Origin of the sequence: Lacticaseibacillus paracasei subsp. paracasei (genome assembly GCF_000829035.1) — a bacterium.
Lineage (GTDB): Bacteria > Bacillota > Bacilli > Lactobacillales > Lactobacillaceae > Lacticaseibacillus > Lacticaseibacillus paracasei.
Genome location: NZ_AP012541.1, coordinates 2,351,749 through 2,377,999 on the forward strand (window position 1 = coordinate 2,351,749; position 26,251 = coordinate 2,377,999).

The 26,251-nt window shown below is 46.4% G+C and carries 26 protein-coding genes and 1 pseudogene; 4 read left to right on the top strand and 23 right to left on the bottom strand.

Annotated features, from left to right (window positions below):
* Positions 1-599 precede the first annotated feature (599 nt).
* From LBPC_RS11515 to LBPC_RS11525, 3 genes and pseudogenes are all read right to left on the bottom strand, one after another.
* A complete protein-coding gene (locus tag LBPC_RS11515) occupies positions 600-842 on the bottom strand; it encodes a hypothetical protein (protein WP_003603225.1) in 243 nt (80 codons plus the stop codon).
* 174 nt (positions 843-1,016) lie between these two features.
* Positions 1,017-1,700 (bottom strand): NADPH-dependent F420 reductase, encoded by a 684-nt coding sequence (locus LBPC_RS11520; RefSeq protein ID WP_003603228.1) that lies wholly within the window; start codon positions 1,698-1,700, stop codon positions 1,017-1,019.
* Positions 1,697-2,752: pseudogene (locus LBPC_RS11525) on the bottom strand (LLM class flavin-dependent oxidoreductase). The gene LBPC_RS11520 and the pseudogene LBPC_RS11525 overlap by 4 nt, the downstream one beginning before the upstream one ends.
* A 495-nt stretch (positions 2,753-3,247) precedes the next feature.
* Between LBPC_RS11525 and LBPC_RS11530 the strand changes: the two are divergent.
* Positions 3,248-3,589 carry a hypothetical protein gene (locus tag LBPC_RS11530; RefSeq protein WP_016365345.1) on the top strand — a complete coding sequence of 114 codons (342 nt, stop codon included), beginning with the start codon at positions 3,248-3,250 and terminating at the stop codon, positions 3,587-3,589.
* Positions 3,590-3,792: 203 nt separating this feature from the next.
* Here the strand turns inward: LBPC_RS11530 and LBPC_RS11535 are convergent, their stop codons facing one another.
* The 10 genes from LBPC_RS11535 to LBPC_RS11575 form a co-directional block, all read right to left on the bottom strand.
* Positions 3,793-4,332, bottom strand: coding sequence for an NYN domain-containing protein (locus tag LBPC_RS11535; RefSeq protein WP_003661820.1), 540 nt, complete (start codon positions 4,330-4,332; stop codon positions 3,793-3,795).
* The gene (rlmB, locus tag LBPC_RS11540; protein ID WP_003576198.1) at positions 4,333-5,112 is read right to left on the bottom strand and encodes a 23S rRNA (guanosine(2251)-2'-O)-methyltransferase RlmB; all 780 of its coding nucleotides are present in this window, start codon (positions 5,110-5,112) and stop codon (positions 4,333-4,335) included.
* Positions 5,084-5,512, bottom strand: a complete 429-nt coding sequence (locus LBPC_RS11545) for a Mini-ribonuclease 3 (protein ID WP_003567219.1) — start codon at positions 5,510-5,512, stop codon at positions 5,084-5,086. The genes rlmB and LBPC_RS11545 overlap by 29 nt, the downstream gene beginning before the upstream one ends.
* The gene (gene cysS / locus LBPC_RS11550; RefSeq protein WP_016383619.1) at positions 5,509-6,915 is read right to left on the bottom strand and encodes a cysteine--tRNA ligase; all 1,407 of its coding nucleotides are present in this window, start codon (positions 6,913-6,915) and stop codon (positions 5,509-5,511) included. Before cysS ends, LBPC_RS11545 begins: the two co-directional genes overlap by 4 nt.
* A gap of 240 nt (positions 6,916-7,155) precedes the next feature.
* A complete protein-coding gene (locus tag LBPC_RS11555) occupies positions 7,156-8,550 on the bottom strand; it encodes an FAD-binding oxidoreductase (RefSeq protein ID WP_003661818.1) in 1,395 nt (464 codons plus the stop codon).
* A gap of 125 nt (positions 8,551-8,675) precedes the next feature.
* Positions 8,676-9,263: a hypothetical protein gene (locus LBPC_RS11560; RefSeq protein ID WP_003661815.1), complete on the bottom strand. Its 588-nt coding sequence runs from the start codon at positions 9,261-9,263 to the stop codon at positions 8,676-8,678.
* Complete coding sequence (locus LBPC_RS15860) at positions 9,263-9,454, bottom strand: hypothetical protein (protein WP_003576205.1); 192 nt, start codon at positions 9,452-9,454, stop codon at positions 9,263-9,265. Before LBPC_RS15860 ends, LBPC_RS11560 begins: the two co-directional genes overlap by 1 nt.
* A 475-nt stretch (positions 9,455-9,929) precedes the next feature.
* Entirely contained in the window at positions 9,930-11,423 is a 1,494-nt protein-coding gene (gene gltX, locus LBPC_RS11565) for a glutamate--tRNA ligase (protein WP_003576207.1), read from the bottom strand.
* A 147-nt stretch (positions 11,424-11,570) separates the two neighbouring features.
* Positions 11,571-12,551, bottom strand: a complete 981-nt coding sequence (locus tag LBPC_RS11570) for a Gfo/Idh/MocA family protein (protein WP_003588680.1) — start codon at positions 12,549-12,551, stop codon at positions 11,571-11,573.
* Positions 12,552-12,666: 115 nt separating this feature from the next.
* Positions 12,667-13,338: a ribose-5-phosphate isomerase A gene (locus LBPC_RS11575; RefSeq protein ID WP_003603236.1), complete on the bottom strand. Its 672-nt coding sequence runs from the start codon at positions 13,336-13,338 to the stop codon at positions 12,667-12,669.
* A gap of 183 nt (positions 13,339-13,521) precedes the next feature.
* Between LBPC_RS11575 and LBPC_RS11580 the strand changes: the two genes are divergently transcribed.
* Positions 13,522-14,352: a MurR/RpiR family transcriptional regulator gene (locus LBPC_RS11580; protein WP_003603237.1), complete on the top strand. Its 831-nt coding sequence runs from the start codon at positions 13,522-13,524 to the stop codon at positions 14,350-14,352.
* Between the two features lie 146 nt (positions 14,353-14,498).
* On the opposite strand, the gene LBPC_RS11585 is transcribed toward LBPC_RS11580, so the two are convergent.
* The 9 genes from LBPC_RS11585 to LBPC_RS11625 form a co-directional block, all read right to left on the bottom strand.
* A complete protein-coding gene (locus tag LBPC_RS11585; protein ID WP_003603238.1) occupies positions 14,499-15,338 on the bottom strand; it encodes a YhfC family intramembrane metalloprotease in 840 nt (279 codons plus the stop codon).
* A 12-nt stretch (positions 15,339-15,350) separates the two neighbouring features.
* Complete coding sequence (locus LBPC_RS11590) at positions 15,351-16,367, bottom strand: DUF5808 domain-containing protein (protein ID WP_003661808.1); 1,017 nt, start codon at positions 16,365-16,367, stop codon at positions 15,351-15,353.
* Positions 16,368-16,373: 6 nt separating this feature from the next.
* Positions 16,374-16,748, bottom strand: coding sequence for a GntR family transcriptional regulator (locus LBPC_RS11595; RefSeq protein ID WP_003567242.1), 375 nt, complete (start codon positions 16,746-16,748; stop codon positions 16,374-16,376).
* Positions 16,749-16,912: 164 nt separating this feature from the next.
* Positions 16,913-18,184 carry a MucBP domain-containing protein gene (locus LBPC_RS11600; RefSeq protein ID WP_016371648.1) on the bottom strand — a complete coding sequence of 424 codons (1,272 nt, stop codon included), beginning with the start codon at positions 18,182-18,184 and terminating at the stop codon, positions 16,913-16,915.
* A 317-nt stretch (positions 18,185-18,501) separates the two neighbouring features.
* Positions 18,502-19,278: an ABC transporter permease gene (locus tag LBPC_RS11605; RefSeq protein ID WP_025376282.1), complete on the bottom strand. Its 777-nt coding sequence runs from the start codon at positions 19,276-19,278 to the stop codon at positions 18,502-18,504.
* A gap of 17 nt (positions 19,279-19,295) precedes the next feature.
* Positions 19,296-20,183 (bottom strand): ABC transporter ATP-binding protein, encoded by an 888-nt coding sequence (locus LBPC_RS11610; RefSeq protein ID WP_003603253.1) that lies wholly within the window; start codon positions 20,181-20,183, stop codon positions 19,296-19,298.
* 302 nt (positions 20,184-20,485) lie between these two features.
* The gene (locus tag LBPC_RS11615) at positions 20,486-21,601 is read right to left on the bottom strand and encodes a PIN/TRAM domain-containing protein (protein WP_003661805.1); all 1,116 of its coding nucleotides are present in this window, start codon (positions 21,599-21,601) and stop codon (positions 20,486-20,488) included.
* A gap of 22 nt (positions 21,602-21,623) precedes the next feature.
* The gene (gene radA / locus LBPC_RS11620) at positions 21,624-22,988 is read right to left on the bottom strand and encodes a DNA repair protein RadA (RefSeq protein ID WP_003599699.1); all 1,365 of its coding nucleotides are present in this window, start codon (positions 22,986-22,988) and stop codon (positions 21,624-21,626) included.
* A 16-nt stretch (positions 22,989-23,004) separates the two neighbouring features.
* Positions 23,005-23,547, bottom strand: a complete 543-nt coding sequence (locus LBPC_RS11625) for a dCTP deaminase/dUTPase family protein (protein WP_003567256.1) — start codon at positions 23,545-23,547, stop codon at positions 23,005-23,007.
* A gap of 220 nt (positions 23,548-23,767) precedes the next feature.
* Here LBPC_RS11625 and LBPC_RS11630 point away from each other — a divergent pair, with 220 nt between their 5' ends.
* Positions 23,768-24,058, top strand: coding sequence for a GNAT family N-acetyltransferase (locus LBPC_RS11630; RefSeq protein ID WP_003567258.1), 291 nt, complete (start codon positions 23,768-23,770; stop codon positions 24,056-24,058).
* 116 nt (positions 24,059-24,174) lie between these two features.
* Here LBPC_RS11630 and LBPC_RS11635 read toward each other — a convergent pair whose 3' ends face one another.
* Positions 24,175-24,552: a DUF805 domain-containing protein gene (locus LBPC_RS11635; RefSeq protein WP_003661802.1), complete on the bottom strand. Its 378-nt coding sequence runs from the start codon at positions 24,550-24,552 to the stop codon at positions 24,175-24,177.
* A 244-nt stretch (positions 24,553-24,796) separates the two neighbouring features.
* On the opposite strand from LBPC_RS11635, the gene LBPC_RS11640 reads away from it, so the two are divergent.
* The gene (locus LBPC_RS11640; RefSeq protein WP_003603256.1) at positions 24,797-26,116 is read left to right on the top strand and encodes a C1 family peptidase; all 1,320 of its coding nucleotides are present in this window, start codon (positions 24,797-24,799) and stop codon (positions 26,114-26,116) included.
* The last annotated feature ends 135 nt before the right edge of the window (positions 26,117-26,251 follow it).

Genomic DNA, 26,251 nt, shown 5'->3' on the forward strand with positions numbered 1-26,251 from the left:
AAGGTCTAAACTATAGAATCCTTTGCCGTGCCAAACTCCGCAATCTCCGGCCAGATGGTGCTGGAACGCTGTGACGGCGCTTCGAGCCCAAAGCCCGGTCTCGAAGTCGCCTAACAACATCAGCTCCAAGCCCGGTCGCTGTGTTGTTTGCACGGCTGAGCCCCATCTGGCCTACGATTGCTCCGCCTTGGCACTGACGTCTTTAAAGCTGTCTTAGTAATTTAAATTTATCCATGCAGAAACAAAAAAGGCACAGCCAAAAGTAGTTGCTCTTTGCTAGCAGCATACTTTTGACTGTGCCTTTTTAATTTTGTTGGATGAATGGCTCGCCGTCAGCCATTTTCCCCATACTTAAGATAAAGCTCTTCGCCATTGATCACTTATCCAAACAGTGGCTGGCAGCGCGATCACATACACGACCAAATCAAATGAGGTAAAGTGCGTGTCATAGAACGTAAAAAGATAAACGCTTGTTACCCCAAGTAATATTAGTTTGTGCTGCCAAAACCATCGAAGGGTTTTCTTCATGAGTGAACCTCATTTTGACTGTCTGACTCGCTCTGGTTATCTATGAAACCGATAACCATCACCGTTTGACATTATTGATTGTCGCCGTCGTGCTTTTCTCGTTGTGCCATAAAATAGGTGTAAGCAACCTGTAACGCCCAGATAATGGTTAGAAATACAGCCAAGATCACCGTTATGAAAACACTGCCTGATGTCCATGCAATCAATGCAATGGCCAGCACCCCAAAAGGAAACATCCACAAGGTCCGACGAAGCTTGCCACTATAACTCATCGCCCAGTAATTGAAGCCTCGATCCTTATTTTTATTTTCCACTAGTGAACCCCCTCTCGCTGAAAAGATCGGTTACAAATAAGAGCTTTTGCTAAAATTTGCTCTCAGCATAGCATGATTGATTTTTACAGACAACTTTTGATTTACACTAGTAGCAAAAAGACAAGACGCCTCAGCCTTCAATAGGCCGTATGCCTTGCCTTTATAACAATTCCATCACTTATGGGTCTGCGCTGCAACTTGCTTACCAAACTCGGTTTGATCAAAATGATCGATGATGTCCTTAAGCTCAGCGTATCGCAGACTCGCGCCGAACAGTGGGCTGCCTGGTTCGGTCATGATGCCGTCTGCTAAGTTATTGTGCACAACGGTATCAAATCCCATATGATCGACAAAAGCTGCCACAGTGGCGACTGCCTCTGGATCGTTGCCGGTCACAAATAATGCTTTGCGTTTAGGATCGCCTTTGGGCCGCGCCTCTTCTTGCAAATTGTGATAGCCCATATGATTGAATGCCTTGACGATCTTGGCATCTTTGAAATAGGTCTGAACTTGTTCACTGGAAGTCGTACTTGGGTCTAAGACTTCTTCGCGAATGCCATCTGTTTCCCACCAGTAGTTCATCGCATCAATTACCAACTTGCCCTTCAACAAGTCGGCATCAATGTTCTTGTAACGACTGAGTGGAATTGCTAACAAGATAATGTCACTGTTAGCGACAACATCAGCATTTTCGGACGCAATTGCGCCAGGAACGAGTGTTTTAATGGTTAAGGCAATTTTTTTGACTGATCCCGAACCGGAAATACGTACTGTATAGCCGGCATCTAAAGCTAGACCGGCAAGGACAATGCCGACTTTTCCGGCACCGATGATACCGACGCGTTGAATAGCCATCATTTCACCGCCGCCTTTTCTGCCAGAATTTCCTTGACCCGCGGAATGACTTTCGTGCCATATAGCTCAATCATTCGTTCGCGTTGTGCCGCCGTTTGATTACCAGCCCCGTAAACAAGATCAAACCGGCCGAGATCAAGCAAGTCAATGGTCGCCGCCATGCGTCGGGCCACGGTCTCTGGATCGCCCACGTAGAAAGAGCCGACTTTGGTTTCGCCTTCAAACTGTTCACGACTCATCAGCGCCCACCCACGCGTTAAGCCAATACGATCAAAATTGGCTTTGATATTTTTAAACGCAACTTCAACGGCTTCGTCTTCGTCATCGGCAATGAAGCCGTGGGAATGGACGGCAATCGGAAATTCCGGTTTGCTGAGTTCCTTGGCCGCCGCGTGATATAACTCGATATACGGCTTGAACTGGCTCGCCTGACCACCGATGATTGCGATGATCACTTTGTAGCCAAAATTGACGGCACGAATCACCGATTCCGGCGAACCGCCGATGCCAATGTAAGTTTCGAGTTTGCCGTTTTCGGTTTTAGGCTAGACTTCCTGATTTTTCAAAGCAGCTCGGAATTTGCCCGACCAAGTAACCGCCTTTTCATTGCGCAAAGCATCATACAACCCCAGTTTCTCGTTGAACAAGTCGTCATAATCGGTTAAATCATAGCCAAATAACGGGAAGGATTCAGTAAATGAACCCCGGCCCAACATGACTTGTGCTCGCCCATTGGACAGTGCATCCAAGGTCGCAAATCGCTCATAAACTCGTACAGGATCATCTGAACTCAGCACAGTCACTGCTGTTGCAAGTTTAACCTGTTTGGTGACCGCCGAAATAGCCGCCAAAACCGTTTCCGGGCTTGACACACTATAATCTGGTCGATGATGCTCACCAACACCAAAAACATCAATGCCCAAGTCGTCGGCCAGCTTCCCCTCGCGCACAATTTGCCGAATAGACGCTGCTGCAGTTTGCAAGCTGCCGTCTTCATTTGCCACGATGTCACCAAAAGTTTCCAGTCCAAATTGTAAATGCTCAATGTCTACCATCGAAAAGCCTCCCAACCGATAATGCTTACTTTTTGTAAGTTGATGATATTATCATAGGCTTTTTTAAGGTGCATGGCAACCTTTTAGAGGGTAACCAGTCACACGATCAAATATAGGATTAAGCCGGCTATAGAAAAGTGACTTCCAAGTTGAGGAGAAGCCTGCAGTCACCAAAGCAATGCGAACCAATACATCCCATTAATACCGGCATTTTCTCGTTTGATAGATCTCACCTGCGATACTACTGTTAGCGTCTTGTCATCAACAAGAAGGCAACAACCCTAAACACGAATATACCGGCCTACTGGTTACGTTTCTGGCTCCCCAAATGATATTGAGAGCGCGCTCACAAGACACACTTACCGTCTCTCTGCGGTATGCGTTTCGAATGCTTCAGATATCGAGTTTGACTCTATCTTCACAAGTCGTTCATTTCGTGATAGCTTATTGATTAACCAAGCAGTCTTCCATTGATCACAACGAAGGAGCAAATTCATGAATCTACCTCAACGGCAACATGGATTTTTGTTGACCCCCAATGCTAATCTGCACATGCGTCCCTTAACATACTGTCTTTTAAGTACACTTCTATTCGTACTTCCCTTTAGTGCCTTCATGAATATGCTCATCTCCTACAAAAGACTTTGGGCAGTTCTTTCAGTTGTCGTCATATGTCTCATGATCTTCTTTGCCAGCATTATTACAGTCATTTCAAACGCCAAAAAAGAGACTTTGCCAAGCCTCTTTAAAACAAAACGGCGATGGTTAATCCAATTACTAGGAGCCCTTGTAGAAGCTGCTTCATTTCTCTTCATAAAATTTTTAACTAGCCAATGAAGCATCCCCTTGTACAAGATCAATATTGAATGGCTGAAATTGCTGGACCTTGATCCCGAAAGTTTGTTGACTACTAATGTTTGATTGCAAAAAAAAGACCCAGTAACTTCTCTTGTTCTGCTCATCCTGGCAGGACAAAACTGAAGTCCACTGTGCCTTTTTTTAATGTCATCAAATTTGAGAAGGCTGGGTCATCCCCATAACTACTCTTTCGGCTTCGGCCGCCGCTCCAAATGCCGGCGCATTTTGTCTAGCAAGAATAGCTGGTCGTTATTCCACGGACTGTTGCGTCGGGCGAGATGGGCGGCGTAATTTGCTGTGTCGTGGTTGAATTCTCGATCAGAGCGCTGGACTTCTTTGAGAAAATCGCGCGAGCTGATCCGCAAGGCGCCACGAGAGAAGACGGTCCATTGTTCAGCTTGATCGCTAGTAACGACGACAAGCTGCACTAGCGGCGAGTTCATGTCCTGTGCGAGGCGTTCAATGTAACTATCAGCGGTTTCATCTTCTTTGGTGAAGACGACTTGCAGATCCCATTTTGCATAACTTTTACCAATACCGGGCACGTACATCGCATCAAAGACCACGATCATTTTAGCGTTTTCGTGGCTGCGATATTCTGCCAGAATGTCCAACAAGCGCTCACGGGCCACATCAAAATGATCCTCAGCTTTGAGTTTTGCAAGTTCCGGCCAGTTGCCGATGACGTTATAACCGTCGACGATCATGATGTGTTCGCGCATTTATTTTCCCTCATGCCGACTGGCGAATGCCTGATACATCAGGATGCCCGCGGCCACACTTGCATTTAGACTTTGAACGTGGCCGACCATCGGAATCGCAATCGTCGCATCCATTAACTTCGCAATGCCAGGCGAGATGCCCTTGCCTTCATTGCCGATCACCAACGCAGTACTGCCTTTTGCATCCCATTTTCGATAATCCTGACCGTCCATGGCAGTGCCAAAGACCCACATGCCGCGTTCTTTCAGCGTCTTAATGGTCTGGGCGAGATTCGTCACCCGTGCCACCGGTACATACTCAATCGCCCCTGTGCTGACTTTGGCAACGGCACTTGTCAGGCCCACAGCGCGATGCTTCGGAATGATCACCCCGTGCACCCCGCTTGCATCTGCTGTCCGTAAAATGGAGCCCAAGTTGTGCGGATCTTCCAAATTATCCAGCAATAGGAAAAACGGATCTTCGCCTTTATCAGCGGCATTTTTGAAAAGATCATCTAAGGTTGCATAAGCGTAAGGCGTCATTGCCAATAAGACCCCTTGGTGATTGCCTTGGTCACTCATCAGATCTAATTTTTGCTTAGGTGCCGTGCTCACTAAAATCTTCTTCTTTTGCGCCATGCCGACCAAATGCTGAATCGGTTCACTTTTCAGGTCGGTTTGGACGAACAATTTGTTGATGGTGGCAGCGGTGCCAGCTTTCAGCGCCGCCTCAACGGCATGGCGGCCAAAGATAAACTCATCTGGATCATGTTCAGTTGTTGCTTGCGGCTTTTTTGCCATGTCCCGTCTTCCCTTCTTCAACGTATTGGATACACCATGCTGCTAATTCAGCAACACGGTCATCGCGGCCGATCAAATGTAAGTAGCCGAACAGTGCCTCGAATCCTGTTGAAACTCGATAAGTCACCACATCGGTATTTTTCGCGTGCGTGTAGCTTTTGGCATTGCGCCCATGCTTGAAAATGTCGGTTTCGTCGCTATCCAGCAGGTTGGCTTCCTCCATCCCGGCAATCAGCGCCGCTTGTGCCTTTGCGGACACAAAATCCTTGGCTGCCCGTTGCAGTGATGCCGGCCGAACTAAACCGCGCTTGAGTAAGTGTTCCCGAATATAAACTTCATAAACCGCGTCGCCCATGTAGGCTAACGCGATACCGTTCAATTGTTTTGGATCAAATGTCATTGTCTGCGCCACCGTGTTCCTTGAGGAGTGTCTTCCAAAATAATGCCTTGTGCGGCCAACTGATCACGAATTTGGTCGCTCTTAGCAAAGTCTTTCGCTGCCCGTGCCGCATCTCGAGCCTTCACCAAGGCATCAATGTCTGCATCCAGGTTCTTCTGATCAGCAAACACCACACCGAAGATTTGCAGCCAAGCATCGTATTCATTCAAAAGGTCATTGATACTTTCACTTTTGACCGTCTCTTCATTAGCATATTCATTAAGCAACTTTGCCAGATCGAATAAAACGGTGAGGCCATTTTGAACGTTGATATCATCATCCATAGCAGTCACGAAGCGATCCTTCAAGGTTTGCAGCTGCTTGGTAATTTGTGGATCAACGCCGGTTTCGGCCCCACGACGACGATAGGTCAAATTCTCACGAGCAATTTTTAGCCGATTGAGACTGTTGGCCGCATTTTTGAGGTTAGTTTCAGAATAGCGAATCGGCATCCGATATTGGGTACCCGCCATGAAAAAACGTAGAACTTGCGGATCAACTGTTTTGCGAATATCGTGCACAGTGATGAAGTTGCCAAGCGATTTGCTCATTTTCTCGTCGTCTTCACCAATCGTCACGAAGCCGTTATGCATCCAATACCGAACGAACTGCTTGTCGGTTTTAGCTTCGCTTTGGGCGATTTCATTCTCATGATGCGGAAATTCCAGATCCTGGCCGCCACCGTGAATGTCAAAAGTATCGCCTAACAGCTTGGTGCTCATGACTGAGCATTCAATGTGCCATCCTGGCCGTCCTTTGCCCCATGGTGACTCCCAACTGATCTCACCGGGTTTGGCGGCTTTCCACAAAGCAAAATCAATCGGATCTTCTTTTTTAGCTAATTCGTCTTGGGTAATATGTTGACTGGCACCTTCTTCAAGTTCATCCACATTCTGATGAGATAACTCCCCATAATGTTTAAACTTGCGGGCCCGGTAATAAACATCGCCGTCAACAGCATAAGCGTATTCTTTGTCGATCAAATCCTGCACAAAATCAATAATATCCGGGATCATTTGACTGGCGCGAGGATGAGCCGTTGCCGGTTCGATCCCCAGCGCCGTCGTGTCTTCCATGAACGCATCAATAAACCGTTGCGCCAAGTCCAGCGGAGCTTCACCGGTTTTATGAGCAGCATTGATAATCTTGTCATCAACATCGGTGAAGTTCGAAACATAGGTTACTTTATATCCGCGATATTCAAAATACCGGCGGATGGTATCAAACGCGATAGCACTGCGCGCGTTACCGATGTGGATGTAATTGTAAACAGTCGGGCCGCAGACATACATCCGGATTTCTCCCGGGTGCAACGGCGTGAATGTCTCTTTTTTCCGGGACATTGTATTGTATAACGTTAACATCGGCTCATTTCCTTCCTGTAGCGTCTTAACTGCATTTTACAGGAAACGACCGTGATTATAAAGGAACGGGGCGGGCGATTGCAACATTCTGTGCCGTGCCAAACGCCGCAATCTCCGCCTTGGCACTACGACCTTAATGCTTAGCAGACTATCTATCAAAAAATAAAAAGGAATGATTTTCCTAAATACGGCAATCATTCCTTTTGGAGCTGCGCATGACGTTCCTGTTTTTCAGCAGCCTTAATCAATTTTCCGCTTCGGATTCAGAATCCCCAACGGATCAAACAATCCTTTAATTTGATGCTGAATCTCATCAACATCAAAGCCTAATTCTTCATTGTTCCATTGGTTCTTGCTCATCCCCACCGCATGTTCACCGGAAATGGTGCCGCCGAGTGCCAATGCTTTGCGGAACATCAGACGAATGGCTTGGAGCGCTTCTTTGGGCGGTTCTTCCTCATCAGCCGGCCAGATGACGGTTGGATGCACATTACCATCGCCCGCATGACCTGCCGTGTAAATTTCGACATTTAAGTCCTGTGCGACTGACGCAATATAGTCCATCATTTCGGGCAGTTTAGACAACGGCACCGCCATGTCTTCCATAATATGTTGGCCGTTAGCGAAAACCGCCGGCAACATGTCCTGGCGTAACTTGATAATCGCCGCTGCTTCTTTGGGATCACTGGTGACCTTGATGTTTTTGGCATGATCGTCATTTAAAATCTGCTCCGCCATTTTCAGACTAGCTTCACCACCAGCATCTAACCGGAACAGGAGCATTGCCTCGGCGCCTTCAGCATAGTGAGTGCCTTCATAACGATCCAACGCAGCAACTGTCAGACCATCAAGTGCTTCAAGCATGACCGGATAGATACCGGAAAGCCGCAAATCCTCCACCCCTTTAGCCAATGCTGTCATGTTGTCAAAATAAGCAATTCCAACAACCGGCGTGCCAATTGGAATCGGGTTCAGTTTGACAGTGACTTCAGTGATGATGCCCAATGTGCCTTCCGAGCCGACGAATAAGTGCGTCAAATCGTAATTAAACGCATGCTTGTAAGTTCGGCCGCCAAGTTTGATTTCACGGCCGTCTGCCAAAACAACTTTAAGGCCAAGTACATTGTCGGTTGTCGCCCCATACTTCACGGTACTCATCCCACCAGCATTGGTTGCCGCATTGCCACCAATGCTTGAAATTGGCTTAGATCCAGGATCAGGTGCGTAAAAAAGACCTTGCGCACGCGCTGCCTTATCCAGGTCCCCGTTGATCACACCAGGCTCAACCACTGCCAACAGATCGCCTTTGCTAATCTCTTTAATCCGATTCATTCGCGCTGTCGACAAAATAAGACTGCCGTTTATGCCGTCAGAACCGATCACGGTGCTCGTATCTGCGCTTTGGGGAACCACTGGCATATGATATTGACGCGCGATTCTTAACACACCTTGAATATCTGCAACATCACTGACTGCAACATATGCCAGAATTTTCCCGGCAATCTCACGCTGGGCATTGCCATTGGCGCTATGTTCGCGCGCAATTTTATCATCAATGTGGATTTCGGCATGCGGGGCCGCGTCTTGCAAGGCTGCCAGAATTTCCGAGTTATCATAAGCTGTAAAAATTGCCATCACAAAAACCTCCTCAACACCTCTAAAGGCAGGTGGCAGCGTTGGCCATTCGCCTCTGAAGCGTCGACTTTATTATGGACTATTTTGGTAAAGATGGCTTAGTAAGACGCTCGGTGGTGTGCCTATTAAGACGCCGATTGACCCTGCGATGAGATTGACTGTCTTGCCTTTGTCTCAACAGCAATGGTTTCCTTGGGATGAACGGTAATAACAGCCTCTCCTAGCCAAGTCGTTTCTGGTGCCATGGCTGCCAAGCGATAAGGTTGACGTGGTTGGCCGCTGCCTGTTATTGGCGTTGGTGTGGCAACACAAATCGTCAAGACATCTGTGTCCACACCAGCGTCTGCTAAATGGCGAAAGCGGACCAAATTAATGGTCTGTTCTTGTGGTACCACCAGTGGTTCGCAGTTGCCGCGATAATCGAGTCGAACGACATGCCGGCCATGTGTGTCAAAACCAGATAAAACGGCCACCTTTGGACGACCAAGGACTTGAGTTCGCGGATCAAAACCGTCAAAGCTGGCGAAACGCGGCAATATGTAATAGAAGATCGGTGACGCCAGGGCCACAGGTTCCTTGCTTAGTAAATGCAGGCCGACTTTCCCGCCAAAACAGCCGGCTGCAGCTGATCCCGGCAAATATTGCAAGGCAAAAGTTGGTTTTGTGGTCAATGTGTCTAACGGTTCCTTGTCGTTATTGCGATTGTCACGCATCAGTGGTCACTCCTGTCAAAATTATGCTTGATATAATTAAAATGATACTCGCTTGATCCATAAAAACGCACGTTATAAGATTTACCGAATTTTTGCTGACGATTCAATCCGAGCCATTGGGCCAGATTCTCCAAGTAAGCCTGAAAAAGCGCGTCTGTGTTGCGGTTATCAAAAAACAGGTGTTTGTTCACGGACCATCGTCGGTCCTGAACAAACACCTGCAGTTGTGAAAAATCACAACATGAACTCAACATTAGGAAGACAACGACGAAAACCAGAAAAACATGCGCTGTCCATTAATCATGCCGGGGATTGGCATATCAGGTCAATGAAAAAGCCAGGCATAAATGATATGAAAAATCGCTGCCGTCACCAGTCCTGTCATCATACCCAGAACAAAATATAAAAGTAAGTGCTGCCGCTTACCTTTCATTTTTCATTCCTACCCTTCCTACGTTGCAAGGAGCTATTCTCCCTGTCATTTAGGGTAACCGATGTCGACAAGTTCTGGGGAAAATAAATATAAACGTTAGGAAATCACCGATTAACGTCGTCCTTTAGGCACAATCACTCAATTATTAACAACAAACGTTGCCCTTCGCGTTCCACCAAAACCTATTGTTTGCATGCAAAAACCCGCACATCTGCGCGGGCTTCCTGCATCAATTAAAGTTGGCCGGTGACAAGATCAACGTTTTTAAGGACTTGATCGCGACCCATCAGTTCAATGGTTTCAGCAAGTTGCGGACCATGCATCCGCAATGTTGCAGCGATTCGAATTGGCATGTAAAGCTTGCGGCCCTTGACCTTGGTTTCCTGCTTGACTTCATTGACAATACCGCCAATGGAATAAGCGTCAAACGTGTCGAGTGCCCGAATCTTTTTGGCGAAGGCTTCGATGACTGGCTTAGCATTGTCATCTGCCAGTTCTTTGCGTTCGTCATCGGTTAGGTCAGTGGCTTTGTCGAAGAAAATATCGGCAAGCTTGCTGATCTGAGCAGTGTAACTCATTTGATCGGTGTAAAGACTAATAAGCTGGCGCGCCCACTCGATGGTCTTCGGATCTGGATCACTATGAATTTTGCCATCTTCAATCAAGTTAGCTAAGGACAAACTCATCAATTCATTCGGGTTCGTCTTTTGCTTGGCCTTGATGTATTGGTTGTTCACCCATTCCAATTTCTTCTGGTCAAAACGGGCTGGGCTCTTAGATAGCCGCTTTGGATCGAATTGCTTGATGAATTCCTTTTTGGTGAAAATTTCATCTTCACCAACTGGGGACCAGCCAAGGAGCGTAATGAAGTTGAACATCGCGTCTGGCAAATAGCCGAGTTCACGATATTGTTCAATGAACTGTAACACGGTTTCATCACGCTTCGACAACTTCTTACCGGTGGCGCCATTGATGATCAAGGTCATATGGCCAAAAATTGGTGGTTCCCAGCCAAATGCATCGTAAATGGCCAATTGCTTCGGTGTGTTGGCAATATGATCGTCCCCACGCAACACGTGGCTGATTTGCATCATATGATCGTCTACTACCACCGCAAAATTGTACGTTGGCATGCCATCACGCTTTTGAATGACAAAATCGCCGCCCAGTGTGTTGGCATCAATCGAGATTTTCCCCTTAACGATGTCGTCCCACTCGTAGGTCTTGTCCATTGGAATGTGGAACCGAATCACAGGCTCCAAGCCCTTCGCTTTGGCTGCGGCAATCGCGTCAGCTTTTTCAGCGTCCGTCATGCCCTCATATTCATATTCGTAATGCGGCATCTCGTGACGAGCCTTTTGGGCTTCACGATCGGCTTTCAGTTCCTCTTCGGTCCGATAAGACTCGTAGGCAAAGCCTTTATCAACAAGTTGCTTGATCAGCTTGTCATAGATGTCCTTACGTTCAGACTGCCGGTATGGGCCAAAGTCGCCGCCTTTGTCGGGGCCTTCATCCCAGTCAATCCCGAGCCAGTGAAGGTTCTCCATCTGACTCTTTTCGCCGTCTGCAACATTCCGCTTTGTATCGGTGTCTTCGATCCGCAGCACCAACGTTCCGTTGTTGTGCCGTGCGAACAAATAATTGAACAACGCCGTCCGCGCATTGCCGATATGCAAATGCCCGGTCGGACTTGGTGCATAACGCACCCGAATTGGTCGATCTGCCAATGTCTTAGCCTCCATTTTTCTGTAAACATGCACTGATAGTGTACCACAGAAGGGACGTTCATTGGGCTGATGTGGGAGATTGAATCTATGTCAGTTGGCTTCTGATCGTTCTACTAAACGGCGCAACCTTTGCAATCTATCATTGCCTTAATCAAACGGGAATCTCATGCCCCATGCATTTCGCACACTGTCCATGATATGGCTGACATCGTGAGATAGTAGCAACTGACCGTCATCGTGACCTTCATCAATGTAGCGCTGAAAATCACGGACTTCATAAACTAAGGCATCGGCCTGATCACCTGCGCTTAATACCTCGCTGGTCGTGGTATGGGCATCAGGAGTGTAGGTTACTTTGGCGGTTGTGGCACGCGGATAGTCATCAATTTCAACGTAGCCTTTTGTACCCGAGATCACGCCGCGTTTTGGCTGCTTAGCGCGTAATGACAGTGCCATGACGGCCAACTGCTGATCAGCATTTTTTAAAATGATCCCTGATTGTTCATCAACACCGGTTTCAAAGTACTTGACGGTGGTGAGCGTTACATTGGGCTGAGCATCTAAGAACGTACGAGCAAAGGCAGTTGCGTATCCGCCGATATCAAGCAACGCGCCACCAGCCAGATCCTTATTGAAGAAACGATTCTTTGGATCAAAGTCTTTCAAGCTACCGAAGTTAACTTGAACAAGATGAATGTCGCCTAACTTGCCACTTGCAATCAGCTGCTTGACTTGTTGATAAACCGGCATATGGTACAAGGTTAACCCTTCAGATAGAATCAGGCCCTTGTGCTTGGCCAACTGCTGGACATCATCAAATTGCTTAGCATTGACCGTAATCGCTTTTTCGGCAAGAACGTGTTTGCCGGCATTCAAAGCTTTTTTGATGTATGGATAATGATAGGTATGCGGCGTTGCAATATAAATCACATCAACGTTTGGGTCGGCAATCAAGGCATCTGGATCTGTATATGTTTTGGCAATATGTTTTTCAATAGCGAACTTCTTAAGCATGTCGGCATTGACATCAGCGACGGCGTAGATGCTACCGTTTTCCCGGTTTAAAGCGTCGGCCATTTCATGTGCGATCCAACCAGTTCCGATCATACCCCAGTTATAGTTTGTCATATGACTCATCCTTTCTTTTAAACGCATTCTCCAGCCCAGAAACCTGCGTGTAAGAACCTTGGTCGCAATAGTCAGAGTCCGACCATCACGCCTAAGGTCACTTACACTCCGGTTTCTAACCGGGCTGGTTCACGCTCTGCTTAATTTCATGTACCTGACCATCTGGTGTTTCTATTAAGAGTAATGTCGCTAAGTGAGCAAAGTATGACGTCGCAACAACTCCCGGTAATGAGGCTAGCAAATGATCAACTTTTGCGATATCCGTCCATTCCGCCATCTTACAATCAATTAATTCATTGCCGTCGCGCGTTCGCGTGTAGCCCATGTAAGTGGTAGCCACCCGTCGTTTTGCCTGCAAGCCTAGCAGCTTGGCAGATGCCATCACCTGTTCACTTGCCGCGCTAACAACTTCCAATGTCAGCGGTACCGCGGCATTCAGTTGAGCGTTGACATTTTTCTGAGCAGTGAGAATCACATAAGCATGGCTCGCCTGCGCGTGCAACTTTTCATAAAAATGAATGCCGCCATTACTTTTAAGTAAATTTAAGTCCTTATCGGCACTGTCACAGCCATCAAAGGCAATATCACTAGCTATCTGTGTTGTTGTTGGTAACCCCAGTATCTGACAATAAGCCAGCGTTACTTCAGAGGGACTGCAAATCTGAATACCCGGCAATGCCCGCGCGACAATGCCATCAGCAAGAGCCTGCATGTGCCGACCACCGCCAAGACTCACTACCTGATGCGGCTGAATAAGTGCTAGAGCAGCGGCGATTTGTTCTGTCATGAAAGTTGCTTCCTCTCTTTTATTTTTGATGAAATTATATTTCACATATAATGTAAGACTGAAATTTAGTTTTGTCAACAGCTAGTTGTGAGGATTGTCTTTTGAAATTAATCGCGTAGAATAAAGGCCGGAGAGTTTCATAAAACAGATTATTCAGAAATTTAGTTGAAAAGGAGCTGTGTTATGAGTATTATTGACCGTCTTTATAGCATGCTGCCAACACTGACCGCGACTGACCGTAAGATTGCGCAGGTTATTCTGACGAATCCCGGTGCTGTCGTGAATACCACCATCGCCGCCCTCGCAAAAGAAAGTAACGTTAGCGAAGCCTCAATTTCTCGTTTTTGCCGGACAATTGGTGTTGAAGGCTTTCATCAACTCAAGATTGAGCTTGCTAAGGTTGCTGAAAACCGTAGTGCGTATTATCAGGAAATTAACGCCGACAATCTTCAGCAAGCCTTAAGCAATATCAGTGCCAACAAAGTCGCCGAAATCGAAGGCACACTAAAAAACGCCAGCTCACATGACATTCGAAAAATTTTGGATTTGTTAAAACAAGCTAGTGTAATTTTAGTAGCCGCTGCTGGCGATACGCAGCCGGTTGCCGATGATGCCGTCTATAAATTCAATCAACTCGGTCTACTAGCCATCACAGACAGTTCTTGGGAAACGGCGCTCGCCCAAACCATGAATGCACCAGCAGATGCTTTGTTGCTGGTTATCTCAAATTCTGGCGAAACGCGCAATCTCATCACCCAAATCAAAGCCGCTCACCAACGTGGTATTGCTGTGGTCGCGATTACCAATCGCAAGGATTCACCGATTGGCCTAGCCGCCGATTATCAGCTTTTGACCGCGGTTCGGCAGCAAATTTTCGAGTCCGAATATTTCTTCTCACGCGTAGCCGCCATGACGGCGGTGGAAGCCTTATTCTTGTTGCTTCTAGCTGAGGATAAAACTTTCATGGCACATATTAAGGCTCATGAAGCATTGATTGCGGAGACTAAGATTTAAGTATTCGTCTTAGGCCGACTCTTATCATTCAAAAATGCCATTTCTCCTAAGAAAAGAGGGGTGATTTTTCCGCAGCACAGAAAAATCATCCCTCTTTATTTGCAAGTATTAAGTATGTTTCAACCTTAACTAGGAAAAGTCTGCAACTATGCCGTCTTCGCCGTTCTCGTCATCACCTGACGATTTTGACGCCAGAACCAATACGTAAAGGCCAAGACTAAAATTGTCTGAACAACTAGTAGGACTTCTTCAACCGCACCGTTCAGCGCACCAACCTGCGTCAGTGCCGCCGGAAAGTCGATAAAGGCATGTAAGCCGATTGGCAACAATAGCCAGAACCAGCGCATGCGTTTCATAATGATGATCCACACAACCACGGATAATGCGATCTGAACCGCCAAGGCGAGTAGTCGTTCCATCAAGGATAACGAAATCGTCCAGCCCGTCGTTGCCATCAATTGTTTCACTTGCGTATTGAGCACCGAACGCGAGCTAGCGGGTACCTTTTCAAGCATTTCGTTTACTTTGCCGCCATTAATCAGCATTGCAAACATAAAGTTGCTGAACATGGTCAGGCTGCCAATCAGAATCATTTCAAGCCCGCCATGACCTAATCCGTATAGGAATGGTGTTTCGGGTGTCGCCGCCTTGGTTGGTATGCGTTTATTAATAAACTTAAGTCCTAGATAACGGCCAACCTCTTCAAAAACACCAGCTAACAGCGCGCCATACAACGCATATAGAAACGGCACATGTTGGAAATCTTTAGCGATGCCGCGGAAGGGTCCTTCCAATACACCAGCGAACAGGAAAAAAACGCCCATGCCAATAAAGAAAACCTTAACAGCACCTTTTTGGGGCTTGCTGTAACGCAGAATCACCCAGATTAACAAAATAATCGGTAAGGCAAAACAAAGTAGCATCTCAACGCCCATCATGTTAACCGTGAATTGGCTGACAGGGCTGTTATTCACAACTTTATCCATTCTGAACACCCCTCAATCAAGTATAAAAGAAATGATGACAATACCCGCGACGATCAATAGAAAACCGACAAGGATCACCCAACTCATCGTTTTGGCCATATTGAGCGTGAACCCAATCCCCAACCGTTTTTCAACAAAGAGCGCCGGATCAGTTGGATTATAGTAAAACATCCCCCAGACCCAATGCTGATTATCATTCAACACAGATCCTTTGGCCGTAAGTCGGCGAGTCCCCAGAATATACACCAACGGCAAAAAGCTGACGGAGAGCAGTGTCAGGGTTAGTGTGATGATCACAAACCACCATTGACCTTCAGCTGACATATTCGGCAGCATGAGTTGGAGAACCAGTAAGCTTTGACTCAGAAAACCTGTGAACAGCAGATAATACAAAACGGAATTGCGCACCTTACCAGCTCGCGGTTCAGCATCCGGATTGCCGCGAACTGCCCCGCGCGCTCTGCGGGAAAGATAAAAAGCACCCAGCACAGTTAGCGTTTCAACCGCCAGCGCCAAAATTATGACCCATGAATCTGCTGATGTTTGCTGAAAACCAAGTACAAGGGCTAAAAAGAACTGCGGCACCAAGACGAGCCCATAGGCTGCCGGAACCAGCGTTTGGGGCTTGAGCTTATTCAGGTCAACAGTCACCTTGCTTTGGGTAAGCTCCTGCTGATTCCCCATCTCTTTAAGGAGTTGCAAACTTTTCCGATGTGCCGCCACAATCAAGGCATAATTCAGACTGATCGAAAGCAAAAAGGCAGCAATTTGAATCCAAGCAAGCGCAGTCGCCGCAAAGTGCATGGCGGCCGCAATCCCAATGCCAATCACTGAAAGGATTGCCGCCCCTGTTAATGAAAAGGCGAGATAACGACGGCGTAATTTTTTAGCTGCTGGCGTTGTCCAAATGCTGTTACGGGCATATACAACGCCGAATAAAACATTTCGCCGTGACAGCCATGGTGTGACAACCTGAATCGCAACCAATATCAACCACGTAACAACTAAAATCACCATTTCTGCTTGCATCTTTAATCACTCCTTCAGATCATCATAAAGTTCATCAATCATGGTGTGCAGTGCATCCCGATCTAAATGTCGGGCCACTGCCTCCGCGACAACCTTTTCTAAGGCAGGTCGCAGCACCTCTGCCACTGCTTGATTCGGGGAGCCATGCGCGTGAACAACGACACCACGACCTCGCTGGATCTCAACAAAACCTTCCCTTTGTAGTTCCTTATAGGCTTTATTCACCGTATGCAGATTAACCCCAAGTTCATTGCCCAGCGCGCGGATAGACGGCAAAATAGTGCCATTCGTCAAGTCCCCAGTGGCAATGCCACTCACGATAGCATCGCGAATCTGCGTATACAGCGGAATCTTAGAATCGAAATCGATTGTCAGTTGCACGTCTTCACCTTCTAACTGTTCTAGTTGTTATAGTTAGTATATAACGCTGAACGCTCACTTAGTCAACAATTCACAACTCAAAAGGCGATAAGCGCACAAAAAAAGTCCCACGCAAGAAATGTCATCGTGAGATTCTTTACAAACTCTTTTTTACAGATCAATAACTACTTTTCCCGACGACGCAGTCCAAATGATCCAAAACTGATCAAGGCAAGCAGCAAAGCCACCCCGATCGCAATTAAGCCGGTCCGTTGGTTATCACCGGTATTCGGCAAGTAACGGCTTATTTGCTTGGTTGGGATAATAACTTCGATTGGCGCGGTGTCATTATCGGATAGCGGTGCCGATTCTGTCGGCGTATCCGACATACTTGGCAAAACTTGAGTTGACGGTGTTGTTGGTGTTGATGGCGTGACTGGCGTTGATGGGGTCACAGGTGTCGCTTGCTTTGCGTAAACGAACGTCACGGTTAGACTGCCTGTTGCAAAAGCACCATTTTCCGCGATGCTGCCAGATGCTAATCGTAAGTAGTGATAATTCGCGATCATCGTTGGTGTAACAGCATACGGATCGCCGACATGACCGGTCAGAATCTTATCAGGCGCAATCTGCTTGCCATTGTCATCGACATATTTCACGTCAACTGTTCCTTGAGCAACTGGATTCTTAGTGTAGATGAAGGTGACGGTTTGCGTACCGTCCGTAAATGAACCATCTTCCGGCGCACTGCCTGTCGCCAAACGAGCAAATTGGTAATTCGTCATATCAATTGGTCTTGCTTCGTAAGGATCACCGGCTTGACCAGTGAGTATTTTATCAGATGCCAACCGTTTGCCGTCTACGTCAACAAACTTCACGTTGACACTGCCACGCGGAATTGGTGTCTTCGTATAAACAAAGGTGACCGTCTGTACGTCATTGGTGAAAGTCCCGTTTGCTGGTGCGCTGTCTGTGGCTAATTGGGGATTTTCATAATAGTCAAAGGCAGGTGCTGTCATCGTATAAGGATCGCCGACTTTGCCAGTGATCACCTTATCAGGTGCCAACATATTACCCTCTAAATCAACACACCTGACCACGACGGCATTGCCAGTTATGGGTAAACTACGATTCTGATAAACATCGGTGTCTGGCACAGCGCTCGTTGTGTCATCGCCAGCGTCTGTGACACCCTTAGTCGAATATTGATCGGTTTGATGACCGGCAATGATCTGGGCATTCACGCCAGTTTCTTGCTGTTTCAATACCGTTGCTTGATTAGTCGGCGTTGTTCCAGTCGCGTTGGTGACCACTGAATGAATATGCGATGTCGATGCTGCAACTGACTGGATTTGACTACCACCCACACAAATCCCCACGCCAATCAACGCTGCCACCCATAGCGTACCCGCTTTATACATCTTATGCTGAGACTTTTCGTTACTAAATGCCTGCAATGATTTTGCCCCCTTCTCATGACCCAAGCCGAGACGCGCTCAACCGAAAAAAACAAAGTAAATATTACATATTGGTGACAAGTATAACACTTGACATTTTTCTATGTAGCTCCAGCACAAAAAGCCTCTTTCAATTGCCGTATTGCAATTCAAAAAAAGACTTCATAGAACCGAGTCTAAAAGTCTTTATCAATTAACTAATATTTCGAGTGTTTAAAAACCGTCTACGTGCCACAAAGCAATGTTCTTTAGATTGTTTAAAACCCAAACCTGAAGTCATGACAAGTACGCATCCGCAATCCAAATGCTTCTTTTATTTAGCGTTCATTACGATACTTGAAAACCACTAGACTTAAAGCAAAAAAGGCAGCTGCATAAATCAGATAACCAAGACTAATTTGACTAAGGGGCAGCCGCGTCAACTTACTTAGTTCAGCGTTCTGCAATTGATTGCCTAAATTCATCATGTTAACCGGATTCCATTTTATCCATTCATGTTGTTTGATCATCATAAACATCAACTGATTAAAAATTGAAACAATGAAGTATGTACTGAGGCCAATGATGATAGCGGGCGTTGAGTTTTCAAACAGCGTTGCGAGTAGACAAACAAAACTCAATATGAATATCAGCGTTAAGAATGAGGAAATGTTGTTCATTAACCATATTTGCCAAACTTGCTGTCCTTTTATGCCCTTTGCGACTAAATCAATCTTGCCATTAAAAACTGTTATTGCGAGACATAAGCTCATTATTAAGCTACTGGCATATAAAACGAGCGTGCATAGCAATAGCGTCACCCACTTGCTTGCCAAGATTTTGCTTGACGAATATCGACGATAAAGTAAGGATTTTAAAGTGCCGTATTGGAGTTCTGACGATAACTGCGTACTTGTTAACGCAAGCATATAGAAAACAATCAAAACCGGCGCATAAAAACTGTTGATGAATAATGAACTAGGGTTAGAAGCATTGGGGTGGGTTAATAAGTACACGGCAATTGCAACTTGGAAAAGGGTCAGACCGAACCAGAAAACGAATAATGAAGGCCTTTTGACTAGTTTGTAACTTTCTTGCTTAACTAAGGTGACCAAAAAATGACGCCTCCTTTTTATTTTGTTGATGCCAAAACATCCAGTAGAGATTTTTCTAAGTCTCCTTGCGTTTCTTTTATATCTTTAATGACAATATCTTTGCGCCATAATAGTTTTAACAGGTCATTAATGCTAGAAATCGACGATCGGCTAATTTTTAAACCTTGCTCTTCATTACTAACCACGTAGCCCTGTTCCGCTAACAATTTCTGAGCCAGCTCATCTTGATCAGTCGCTATCCAAAAGTATGTTTGACTTTTCTTCAATAACTCACTCATAGTCGCATCAATAATTAAACGACCTTGATCAATAATAATGACATCATCAGCAACTTTTTGCAGTTCACTCAAAATATGGCTTGAAATGAGAAAGGTGGTCCCCTCATCACGTTTACGGATAATCAACTGACGAAGCGCCATGGTCGCTTTAGGATCCAGCCCATTCATCGGCTCATCTAAAATCACCAGTTCTGGACGATTGACGAATGCAAGTGCGATTCCAAGCTTTTGGCGCATACCCAGCGAATATTTTTTGGTTTTAACATCCGCATACGCTGCAAGATGCAACTCCTCAATCGTTTGGTTGACGCGTTCATGCCGCTGAGGACCATTGGCAAAAAGAAGCAATTGTTCTCGGCCTGTCAGATAAGGATACAAACCTGGATATTCAATAAGTGCGCCCACATGCTCTAAAGCACTATGATTATCCACGGTGATGTTTTGATCATCCAATTGAATATCCCCATCAAACGCCGTGATTCCCAAAATGGCCTTCATGATCGTGGTTTTTCCGGCACCGTTCGCACCAATTAAACCAACAATATGACCGCGTTTTATCTCAAAGGAAATCTGATGTAATACTTGCTTCTTTCCAAAGAACTTATCGAGCTGATTTATTTTCAACATACCTTGCTGTCACTGCCCTTCCAATGCGCTCAGCCATTTTAGACTTTAAACATGCTCTATTTGGCATCTTTATTATCCTAAATTTAGCATACTAAAATTGCACAACTGTTGTTTTTGGTAAAGAAGGAACTCAACTTAAGTAAATTAAAAGAAACATTTCATCTCCGAGAACCAATCATTGATTGACTTTGAGGAAATTCAAATGAATCAGAGATTGAATCAGTTCCCGAAAAGCAAAAAAAGAAGGCAGCTTCAGTTCCCGATAAGGGATCTGAAGCCGCCTTCTTTCATGACTTAACAGATTATCTCTCTTTATCCCGAATTGCCTTTTGCTGATGCGCTGGCTTTGCGAAGATCATGCGCCCTGCAGCCGTTTGTAAGGCATTGGTGACAATCACTTCTAACGGTTTGTTCATGTAGAACTTGCCGTCTTCAACAACAACCATGGTGCCGTCTTCCAGATAGGCGACCCCTTGCTGGCGCTCAGAGCCGGATTTGATGACGGTGACCGTCATGCCTTCACCGGGAATGACATCTGGTTTCAGCGCATTGGCTAAAGCGTTGATGTTGAGCACTGGCACATTTTGGAACTGGGCTACTTTGTTAAGGTTAAAATCATTCGTCATGACGATGCCATCTAGCAATTTAGCGAGCTTAAGCAGCTTGCTGTCGACTTCGGTCATATCTTCGAAATCGCCTTCATACATCTCAATATGAATGTCTTTATCCTTTTGCATGGCATTGAGAATATCCAATCCTCGGCGACCACGCATTCTTTTCATGGAATCTGCGGAGTCGGAGATTAGCTGAAGCTCATGCAAAACAAAATTGGGCACGAGCATGGTGCCTTCGATAAAGCCGGTTTTGGCGATGGCCTGAACACGACCATCAATGATCACACTGGTATCCAGCAACTTGTACTTGCGGAAATGATCGCCGACCTTACGTTCTAACACCTGATCATTTTCCGTATCTGCAGTTCGGCGGTTACGGAAGCTCAAAAGCCGCCGCCATTCTTCGCTGCGTGTCGTACCCACCCGAAAACCCAAGTAACCGAATAATAGCATGATGATGAGTGGTAGGAAGATATTCAGCGGTGCAACGAAGCCATAGAACGGAATTGAAATAATTGCCGCCAAGATCAAGCCGATTATCGTGGATAAGCTGCCGAACAACAAGTAGCTTGGCGACTTTGTGTTCAGTGTCTTCTCCAACACTTTCAACCGACCTAGAATCCAACCAACGCTGAGGCTTGCCAACAGCAGGAAAACAACGCCGCCAATCAAGCCGTCAATTAACAGATTGTTCAGAAAATGGTTGTCTGCCCAGCCGATCAAATCCCAAAGCGGCGGCAAGGTGCCCATCCCGACCCCAATGCCAATCAGGCCGAAGATGATATAGATAATTCGTTTCTTCATAAAATGACCCCCCTTTCTTAGTTTAATTAAAGACCTTATGCAGCGCTTCGGCAATGCTTGTAACACCAATGACTTGAATATCTTTTGGCGCATGCCAGCCTTGCAAGTTGTTACGGGGTACAAAAATCCGTTTGAAACCCAATTTGGCCGCCTCTTTGACACGTTCTTCGATCCGATTGACGCGGCGCACTTCCCCCGTCAATCCGATTTCACCGACAAAACAATCTGTCGGTGAAATCTCCTTATCTCGATAAGATGACGCAATTGCCACAGCCATGGCGAGGTCAATCGCCGGCTCATCGAGTTTCACACCGCCTGTTGCCTTGAGATAGGCGTCCTGATTTTGCAACATCAAGTTAGCCCGCTTCTCAAGAACGGCCATGATCAAGCTCACTCGATTGTGATCCAACCCACTGCTCGTCCGTTTAGCATTGCCATACATCGTTGGACTGATCAAGGCTTGAATCTCGACTAAGATTGGTCGGGTGCCTTCCATCGAAACAACCACCGCAGAACCGGTTGCCCCCGCCAAGCGTTCTTCCAAGAAGATTTCCGAGGGATTGGCGACTTCCTGTAACCCGTCTTGATGCATTTCGAAAATGCCGATTTCATTGGTCGATCCAAATCGATTTTTGACGGATCTTAAGATTCGATACGTGTGGTGCATGTCGCCTTCAAAATAGAGCACCGTGTCGACCATATGCTCAAGAATCTTCGGCCCGGCAATCGCCCCTTCCTTAGTGACATGGCCAACGATGAAAATGGTCACCCCTTTGGACTTGGCAATGCGCATCAGTTCTGCCGTCACTTCACGAATCTGTGCCACAGAACCGACCGCTGAATTCATTTCTGGCACATTCATAGTTTGAACGGAGTCGATCACAACGTAATCCGGCTGCATTTGGTTGATGACGTCTTCAATACTCGGCATGTCGGTTTCGGGATACAAGTACATCCCCGAATTTGCCACGCCAAGCCGGCCAGCCCGCATTTTGATCTGACTGGCACTTTCTTCGCCAGAGACATACAAAACGGTTCCGCCGGTATTAGCCAACTGCCCTGACACTTGTAATAGCAAGGTTGATTTACCAATCCCCGGATCCCCGCCGATCAGCACCAGTGACCCTGGCACCACTCCGCCGCCAAGCACCCGGTTCAGTTCATCTAAGCCAGTCTTGACGCGCGTTTCTTTGGTGATCGTCACATCGTTCATCCGCGTCGGCTTTACCTTACTGCCGGTTGCTGTTTGTCGCGGCACAGACTTGCTTGAACTGACGGTTTCTTCCACTAAGGTGTTCCAGCCGCCGCAATTTGGGCACCGGCCTAGATAAGTGGCTGAAATATAGCCACAGTTTTGGCAAACATATTGTGTTTTTGCTTTCGCCATATTATCCCTTCAATAGTTACGCTTTATCGGTTGAACCGAACCCGCTTTGTCGCTTGGCTAGGCCGCCTTCATCGCCGTCTGCCAATAAGAATGGCATGAAAATACCTTGACCGATGCGATCGCCTTTTTTAATCACGACATCGCGCGGGAAAAAATTAAGTAGCTGAATAAAGATTTCGCCTTCATTGGCTGGATTGTTATAGTAATCCGCATCAATCACGCCAATCCCGTTCGGCAACACCAAGCCATGCTTCAATGGACTGCTCGAACGATTCGCTAGCACTAAAACTTCATTGGGCTGCATATAGGCTTTGATCCCAGTCGGCACCAAGTAAGGTTTCAACACCTTCTTAGCGCGCTCAAAGTCTTTATTGGTCAGTGGGTGCTCATTTTTAATCAAGCGGAAAAGCCGGATAAAGTCGTACCGCCAAATACTTCTTAAGACGAAGTCCTCACGTGCATAAAAGTCGTAACCAGCGGCCTGCTTCGTCTGCCGGGTCGGCAAAGTTAAATCTTCATCTTGATACTTTGAAACAATCTCAAAACCTCGGGTCTTCATAGCTGCCTCCATTTAAATAGTGTCCAAAGTATCATACCATGCGGACACATGGCACGGCCATGGTGAAAGGGCTTCCCTCCTTGTAATTATACCGCGTTCCTGATAGATTTGGGGTAGTAGACAGGTTATTAAACAGGCAAACATGTAAGCGTCTGAAGCTGCTTAAGAATCCTCTAAAAGTTTACCTGTACCATCACGAATTGACCCAAGGAGGTGCCCCATGGAATTCCAACGAGAACCAGGTCGTTTTTTTAACACGGACTGGGACGGCCGCTTAATGGCCGAAGTCACTTTTCAAGACATTGATGACGGTCACGCGTGGGCGGTTGACCATACGTTTGTTGACGAAAGCTTGCGCGGTCAAGGGATTGCCGGCCAGCTGATTGAAACAGTCGTGGCTGCAGCTCGCAAGGAAGACAAAACGATTGAACCGCTTTGTTCATACGCCGTCCATGCTTTCCACAATCACCCCGAATATGCCGATGTCTTGCGGCCAACAAAAGAAGCTTAATCGTCCGCCGTACCGACATCATCACAGCAACAAAAAAAGCCGCTATGAGCGGCTTTTTTTATGAGCGCAAGCAGACTCCCTTAGAAACCTGCAACCGGGTAATAGGCGACAATCGTCTATGCTAGCCGATCATTCCAGCGATTCTTCTTAGTTGGTAACAGGAAGTAAATCAATAACCAGATTTGACCGATGATTGGCACATACCAAAGCAAAACCCACCAACCACGGCGACCCGTGTCATGCAAACGCCGAACTGACAGCGACCAATTGGCAATAAAAATAATGAAATTAATCAGTGATGCAAGAAAGGTTTCTTTTCCAGGCTGAAAATTCAAAACACGCGTGACGTTCATGCCAAAAATATTAAATAAAATCGTCATGATGACATAGCCAACGATAACATTAAGCAACCACGGCCACCAAAATTCACGCCGCGACGCCGTGCCAGAAAAGTTGCCTAAATGCTTAAAATAGTTCTGATATGCCTTAACCATAAGCTTAAACCCACCTAACTAGATAATTGTATGTCCAAATAATACTGGACATAGTCTAAATTATACTTTTAGTAAGTGCTTATTAAAAGTAAAATACCCCGAAACTTCTTCTTCTGAGAATCTGCAGCATTTTGTTGAATAGATTAACGAGCTTGTGCCACTCAATGATCCATTGGTTTTCCATCTTTAAATTCAAATTAAAATGAGGTAAGGTTTCTTTAATGCAATAAAAAGGAGATCGCCTATGTCAGAAATTACATTTGATCAAATTAAAGACTTTCAAGCCCAACTAGCCAAACAGCCGGCTGCCGGCGCCACAGCTCGTGCGGTGCAAAACGTTGGCCCACAAGCTGCAAGTCGCGAACCCATTGACGGCGAAGATATGAAACCGGTCTTTTCTCTTGATCTTGATACCGGTACCGTTGCTAACCAAAAGAAAAGTGGCCGCTGTTGGCTCTTTGCCACCCTCAACACCGTTCGCCACGGCATTGCTGATGAATTCGGCATTAAGGACTTCGAGTTTTCACAAAACTACAACGCCTTCTTTGATCGTTTGGAAAAAGCTAATTTATTTTATGAAAACATTTTAGCAACGGCCGATAAACCGCTTGATGACCGCGAAGTTGCCGATTATCTGAGTGGCCCGGATCAGGATGGCGGTCACTATGATCAGGCTGAAGCACTGATCGAAAAATACGGTCTAGTCCCTAAGTCAATCATGCCAGAAACCTACAACAGCGAAAAAACGGTTGAACTCAACAGCGTTTTGAATGAGAAGCTGCGCAAAGATGCCAAAGTCTTGCGTGAGTTGAAACAGGCCAACGCTGGCGATGACGCCATTGCCGCTAAAAAACGCGAATTTCTCAGCGTTGTTTACCGCATTCTCGCTTATACTTTTGGCAACCCGCCAACCCAATTTGACTTTGAATATCGCGATGATAAGAAGCAGTACCACCGCGACACCAACCTGACCCCGCAGTCTTTCTTCAAAAAATATGTGAAGTGGCATTTTGACGATTACGTTGTGGTTGCGAGTGATCCGGAGCCGAACAAAAAATATCATCAGCTGTATACCATCGCTTCAGCGAACACCGTTGTCGGCGGTCATCCCCTGACCATTCTGAATCTACCACCTGACCAGTTGAAAAAACTGGCTTTAACCCAGCTACAGGCCGGTGAAGCCGTTTGGTTCGGCAATGATGTGCTCGCTGATATGGATCGCAAATCTGGCACGCTTAAAGGCGGGCTGTATAACTACAGTGACTTATTCGATCTGGATCTTCATTTCGACAAAACTGATCGAATTGTGACCACCGAAGCAGAAATGTCGCATGCTATGACGCTGACTGGCGCTGATGTTGTTGACGGCGAGGTCACCAAATGGAAAGTCGAAAATTCTTGGGGCAAAGACAACGGTCACGATGGCTATTTTGTTGCTGATGCATCTTGGTTCTACCAATATGTTTATGAAGTGGTCGTTCGAAAAGATCTGCTCGATCCAGCTGATCAAGCAGCACTTAAAGCAACACCAATTAACGTACCAGTCTGGGATTTCCTGAATTAAATTAGACTTGTATGCTAGACTAATGATGTTCGACAAAGGCAGTGCACCTACATGCTAGCTCATGCTTTCATGAAGGCTCTTGTCTTCGTCTTCATAACGCGCTTGCAGTCGCAGAAGCCTGCACATCAGGACCTT